Annotated in this window: 5 protein-coding genes; all 5 read right to left on the bottom strand. The window is 72.4% G+C overall.

The window, feature by feature from the left end:
• Nucleotides 1-15: 15 nt before the first annotated feature.
• The 5 genes from O3X23_RS37430 to O3X23_RS37410 all read right to left on the bottom strand — a co-directional run bounded on the left by O3X23_RS37430 (nucleotide 16) and on the right by O3X23_RS37410 (nucleotide 5,957).
• Nucleotides 16-447, bottom strand: coding sequence for a hypothetical protein (locus O3X23_RS37430; RefSeq protein WP_269277656.1), 432 nt, complete (start codon nucleotides 445-447; stop codon nucleotides 16-18).
• Nucleotides 448-456: 9 nt separating this feature from the next.
• The gene (locus O3X23_RS37425; RefSeq protein WP_269277653.1) at nucleotides 457-2,709 is read right to left on the bottom strand and encodes a hypothetical protein; all 2,253 of its coding nucleotides are present in this window, start codon (nucleotides 2,707-2,709) and stop codon (nucleotides 457-459) included.
• A 124-nt stretch (nucleotides 2,710-2,833) separates the two neighbouring features.
• Complete coding sequence (locus O3X23_RS37420) at nucleotides 2,834-3,025, bottom strand: hypothetical protein (RefSeq protein ID WP_269277649.1); 192 nt, start codon at nucleotides 3,023-3,025, stop codon at nucleotides 2,834-2,836.
• Between the two features lie 3 nt (nucleotides 3,026-3,028).
• The gene (locus O3X23_RS37415; RefSeq protein WP_269277646.1) at nucleotides 3,029-3,550 is read right to left on the bottom strand and encodes a hypothetical protein; all 522 of its coding nucleotides are present in this window, start codon (nucleotides 3,548-3,550) and stop codon (nucleotides 3,029-3,031) included.
• A gap of 283 nt (nucleotides 3,551-3,833) precedes the next feature.
• Nucleotides 3,834-5,957, bottom strand: coding sequence for a DUF2637 domain-containing protein (locus O3X23_RS37410; RefSeq protein ID WP_269277643.1), 2,124 nt, complete (start codon nucleotides 5,955-5,957; stop codon nucleotides 3,834-3,836).
• Nucleotides 5,958-6,000 lie beyond the last annotated feature (43 nt).

Raw genomic sequence — 6,000 nt, 5'->3', positions numbered from 1 at the left:
AGGGGGAAGGGCCGGTCAGCGGTTGCTGTAGAAGCTCCGGTCGGCCATGGGCACCGACATCCGGTTCACCGCTTCGGCGACCGGGCCGTAGTCGGCGATGTGGGCGTCGGCGGTGTCGTGGAACAGCGTCGACATCTCCTCGCACTCCACCGCCATCGCTTCGGCCTCATCGAGGACCGAGAGCATCAGCGTCGCCGCGTCGCGGTGTTCGCCGATGGTGTCCTTGTCGACGGTCTTCGCGGCGGCCAGGTCGGCGAGGCGGTTCACCTGCTTCGCGCAGTTCTCCACGTAGTTGAACGTGGCGCGGACCGTCTCGGACAGCCCGATCATCTTGGCGCTGGCGGCGGTGAGCTGGACGATGACGACGCCGTAGCGGATGCCTTCGCCGATCACCGAGCCGGTCGCCACGAGGGCGCCGCCGATGCGGGGGACCAGTTCGGACGACATGGGCACCTCCTATTCGTTGTGGTAGTCGGCTTCGGCCGGGGCGGCGTGGCCCTGGTCGCGGGTCACGTCGGCGACCTCCTGGTGGCGCTGTGCCGCGTTCTGCCCGGCCTGGGCGATGGCCTCGGACGCGGCGGGGATCTTCTCCGCCACCGCCTCAGCCCGCGCCTTGACGTTCATCGCCTTCTCCGCCAGGAGCAGCACCCAGCCCTCCAGGACGCCCGGCACCTTGAGGTCCATGACCTTGCCGTGCAGGTACTCCAGGCGGGTCGTGAGCTTGTTGCAGCCCTCCGCCGCCTCCCTGGCGTTGTCGGCGCCCGCCATGATTTCCTCCGCCATGTCGGCGTCGGAGTCGATGACGTCGTAGATCGTCAGGTCGGAGTCGGCGTACTGGGTGTTGGGTGCCTTGCGCGGCATGGGCACGGCGCTCGCGGTCACGGGCGCTCCTTTCGTTCCGGCGGGCAGCGCGACCCGGCTCGTGGTGGTGGATTTGGGCTGGTGGCGGCGCTCCTGGGCTCCGGGGCCGCCATCGAGGCGCTCCAGCGTCACGGTGGTGTCCACGGTGTGGCCCCAGCCGGGCGGCGGGCCGAAGCTCCCGCCCGGGTCGGCCGGTCCGGAAGCGGTGCCCCGGCGGGCGTTCGTGCGCTCCCACCGCTCGCGCGCACCGCGGCCCTTGTTCGGGTCCTTGCGCCCACCCCAGCGCCAGCCCTTGCCCTTGCCCTTCGGCGTGCCGGTGCCCGTCCCCGGGCCGGCCCCGGTCGGACCGGGTGCCGGAGCGGCCGGACCGGCGGGGCCGGCCTTCTTGCCCGAGCCCTTCACGCCGGGCTTCTTCTTCAGGTTGACCCGCGGCTTCTTGCGCAGGTTGACCTTCGGCCTCGCCGCTCCCGGCGTACCGGACCCGGCGGGGCCGGCGCTTCCCGAACCCTTGGTGCCGGGCTTCTTCTTGAGGCTGACCTTCGGCGGCCGCGGCTTCTTGGTCAGGCTCACCTTCGGCGGCGTCGGCGTCGGCGTCTTGGGCTTCTTGGTCAGACTGACCTTCGGGGTGGTCGGCGCCGTCCCGGCCGCTGTCGCCTTGCCGCCCTTCTTGGGCTTCTTGCCGGTGCGCGGCCGGGCGATGACGGGCTGCAGCCGCTTGCGGCGCTTGTTCAGGCGACGCTCGGACTCCTTCGCGATCGCCTGCGGCAGCGTGGTGCGCCCCGTACCGGACCCGGATGTGGAGCCCGAGCCCGTTCCCGGGGTGCCGCCCGACCCCTTCGTCCCCGGCTTCGGAGACTTCGGGGACTTCGAGCCGGAGTTGGGCGTCGTACCCGGGCCGCCCGATCCGGTCTTCTTCCCCGACGGGCCGCCGGAGCCGCTGCCGGGCGTGCCGCCCCTTCCCCCGCCGGACTTCGGCGACGGGCCGTTCTTCGGCGCGGGACCGTTGCGGACGCGGTCCGCGGCCCGCTGCCGGGCGGCTGAGCGCAGACTCGGTCCGCGATCCGCCTTCGAGTTGCCGGAGCCGTTGCGGACCCCGCCCGAACCACCGCCCGAACCACTGGAATTGCGGTTCGCGGGGCTCTTTCCGCCCCCGCCGTCCAGCGGCTTCTTGCGGGACGGGGAGAGCCTGGACTGCCCAGGAGTGCCCCCGCCGCCCGAACGGCCGCCAGAGCCGCCGCCAGGGCCCTTGTTGGACGCCTTGCCCCCGCCTCCGCCCTGCCGGTTCAAGCCCCCTCCGGAGCGCAAAGACGCCGGAGTCTGGTTCTTCCCGGAATTCGAGCGGCCTCCCGAACCGGATGAATTCCGGTTCGACTTGCCGAATTCCGGACCGGACTGGATACGCGATTTCTGGCGCGCCACGTCGGCCCCGATGCGGGCTTTTTCGAGTTCCAGGCCGGACTTATCCGCCGCCGCGCCCTGCTGATCCGCGATGGCACGGTGGTGGTCGTGACGGGCTTTCAGGTAGGCGGCTGCGTGATAAGCGCCGCGCATTGCCGCGACCGTGATTCCCGCCATCATCACCACCGACATGGCGCCCACGCCGCTGCCGGAGGACTGGGAATCCCCTGAAAGGCCCGGATCGCGATGTGCGGTGGTCGTGCCCGCCACTGCACCCCCGGAAAGGTCGGGGGCGTCGGCGATGGAAAGCGAAGCGGGAGGTGCGAGAGCGGCCACGGGGGCCAGAGTCGGGAAGCCGCCGGAGGCCGGCGGCGGGTCGTCCGCGACCGCCCCCGGGATCCGCAGCCCGGGGAAGGGGTGGAGCGTCCCTCCGGTGTCGTCGTCGGCCATCGGCCGGTCTCCTTCTCTTGGTCACCCTCCGTGACCGATCCGGGGTCGCTTCACGCGTACGCGTACACGCGTACGTGGCGACCCCGGATCACGGGGATGAAGTGATGATGATGAGCGCGAAGCGTTACGGCTTGCCCTGGCCCTGCTGCTCCTCGGTCCACTTGCCGAGCAGCCGGACCAGGTCGGCCCACACCTCGTCGTCGCGGCCGGCGATCGTGCGCGCCAGGTCCCACATCGTGCGGGCGCGGTCCGGGTTGGTCCGGGCCGCCTCCAGCCGCTTGTTCCAGTAGTCGAGCTGGCCCGGGGAAAAGGCCATCGGCTATGCCCTCCTCTGGTTGTCGAGGTAGTCCAGGAACGTCGGCTCCTGTCCCTCCGTACCGCTCTTCTGGGCAACGGACTTGCCGTCCTTCGCCGGGTCCTCCAGCCCCAGCGCCATGCCCTGGAGCTGCCCGGCGGTGTTGACCGCGCGGGCGTTGCTCAGGCCCTTTTTCCTGGCCTCCTCCAGCTCTTTCTTCTCCGCGTTCGCCTCCCGCTTCTTCGGCAGCTCGACATACCGCTTCTGGAATTCCGCATCCAGTTTTCCGGCGTGGTTCACCGCGTCCCGCAGGTCGCTTTCGAGCTTCGCCAGTGGGCGCGACGCGAGATAAGCGCGGATGCGGGCCGCGAAGGGCTTGTCGCCCTCGATCTCGATGTTCTCCAGGTCGGCCCGGTACTCGTTGAGCAGCGCTTGGACCTGGTCGGCCATCTGCCGCAGCCGCTCGCGCTGCTGGGCGGCGTACAGGGCGGTGCCGCCTGGCTTCATCAGGTGGTCCGAGGTCCACCGGTTGTTGTTCTCGGGCATGGCTGAAGACCTCCAGGTCTCGGGGTGGGGGAGGGGGAAGGGGTCCGTGTCCCCGAGGTGTTCGTGCGGGGCCGGGATCGTGCTCGGGTCAAGCTGATCGGCCGCGCCCCGCTCGAGGCGGGGTGCGGGCGAGCGGCCTGCCGGCCGTGGCCGTCACCGGTCCGCGCTCACGCTCGGGAGCGTGAGCGCGGGCCGGGGGCGACCAAAAGCGGCAGGGGTTCTGCCAGGGAGTGAGCGCGTCCGCGCCCACCGGGTGAGCGTCACGCGCTCACCGGGCGCTCACCTACACGCCCGGGGCGGGCTCTTCGACCTGAGCGCGCAGGCGCTGGGCGGTCGGGCGGGAGACCGGGGTGTCGGACAGGGCCGCGTCGGTGAGCGCGTCGCGGATCTCCGTCCACTCGGGGCGGCGCCCGAGCTCGGTGTAGAGCAGACGGATGCGAGCGTGGCGGCGCTCGGTCAGCGCGTCACTCTCCCTGCGCGTACGAGCGCTCTCCGCTCGGTGAGCGTCGTCGTCCTCCGTGGCGCGCTCACCCTCGTGAGCGCCGGAGGTGAGCGCCGGGCGCTCGCGCTCACCGCGAACCTCTCCCGAGGTGAGCGCGCTCATGTCCGGCTGAGCGTGCTCGCTCTCCTGCACCCGCTCGACCGTGAGCGCGTCCTCGGGGGTGAGCGTGTCGGCGAGCGCGGCGGGCGCCTCCCCGAGCTTGAGCACCATCCGCTGCTCCAACGGAGCCTTGCTCCGCCACCTCCACCCGAACTCTTCCCGGAGCTGCGCTCGCAGGTACGTCTGCTCCTGGAGACGGGTGAGCGCCTCCTCATAGGAGGTGATCTCCCACAGGATCATCCGGCGGCGAAGGCGGGCGGTGGGGATCGGGGCGAGGATCCAGCGCGAGCGCCGCACCGTCTCCATCCGCTTCTTGCCGGTGACCGCGCCGATCCGCGTGGCGTACACATGCGAGGCGATCTCAGAGAAGATCACCCACAGCAGCGTGAGGGCGGCGTGCCCGAGGCGCCCCGCCATGGAGTTCGAGGCGGTCCAGTTCAGGTACACGGTCACCGCCGTCAGTGCCCTGGGCACCCACCGGATCCACCGGAGCTCCATGCCCATCCGGATCAGGACCAGACTGGCGCCGGTGAACGCGGGGATCGCGACGTCGATGCCGACGGGCAGCATCCACGGCCAGTCCCAGCCCCACCCGAACGCCTTGGCCTCCAGCGCGCTGTAGGAGGAGAGCAGGCCGAGGGTGGAGACGGCCGCGGCCGCCAGGACGATCCCGACGACCAGCACCAGTTCCTGCCCGGACAGCGGCGGCACCCCGCCCGCGGGCCGGGCGTCCGCGCGGGCCTTGCGCCGGGCGGCGCGCGACTCGGTCCGGATCTCCCGGCGCCGCGCCCGCTGCACGGTGCGCTGCGTCGCCGCCTCGAGGACCCGGTCCGCTTCAGCGCGGGCCTGGGCGGCGGCGGCCTGGTCAGCCGTGGCCTGTGCCGCCGCCTGCCGGGCCGTCCTCGCCTCCGTCTCGGCCTGCTCGCGCAGCCGGTCGACGTCCCTGTCGGCAGCGGCCCGCAGCTCCTCAGCGCAGGTGCGGGCCTCGGCCAGTGCGCGGTCGGCATCCTGACGAAGGCCGGCGGCCACCTTCTCCGCTCCGGCCCTCACCTGCACGGCCTGGTCGTCCGCGCTCTCGCGCAACCGCTCCGCCTCGCCCCGCGCCCGCCCTAGCACCTGTTCGGCGTCGGTGGCGGCACGGGTGCGGGTCTCAGCCGCAGTGCGCTCCGCAGCCGCGAGCAGCTCGGTACGCACGCTCTCCGCGTCGGCGAGTGCCTTCGCCACGGCCTTCACGGCCTCGGAGCGGACCTGCTCCGCCTGCGCGGCCGCCGTGATGGTGACCTCCTGCGCCTGGCGGCGCGCGTCAGCGAGCAGCTGCTCGACACTCGTCTTGGCGTCGGCGAGGACGCGTTCGGCCTCGCCGGTCGCCGTCGTAGTGACGGTGTCGGCCTGGCGGCGCGCGTCAACGAGCAGCTGCTGAGCCGTGGCATCGGCGGCGGAGCGGATCTGGCCGGCGTCAGCCTGGGCGACGGCCAGAAGGCGGGACTGCTCCGCGCTGGCGGCCTCGGTGATCGAGGCAGCCTCGCTGCGCGCGCCGTCCAGCAGCTCGGTGGCGCGCACCTCGCCGTCGGCCAGGATCCGCGCGACATCGTCGAGGGCCAGGTCCCGGAGGTCGGCGGCGCGGTCAGCGGCGTCAGCCACGACCGGGTCGGCCTCCAGGTGCACCAGCGGTGCGACGGTCTCGGGGGCGGCAGCCTGGGCGGGGACAGAGGCCGACATCGCCGGTACCTTGGCGCGCCCAGTGGTGCGGGGCTTGGTGTTCGCTGCGGGCTGGCGCCTGCGGCGGGTGGCGGGCTTGGTGGCCACGGGGTGTCCTTTCTTCCGGGCGCCTCCGTAGAGAAGGGGCACC

It is taken from the genome of Streptomyces sp. H39-S7, assembly GCF_027158205.1.
Classification (GTDB): Bacteria; Actinomycetota; Actinomycetes; order Streptomycetales; family Streptomycetaceae; genus Actinacidiphila.
The sequence above is the reverse complement of the archived record's forward strand: the minus strand, read 5'-3'. Positions and strand labels throughout refer to the sequence as shown.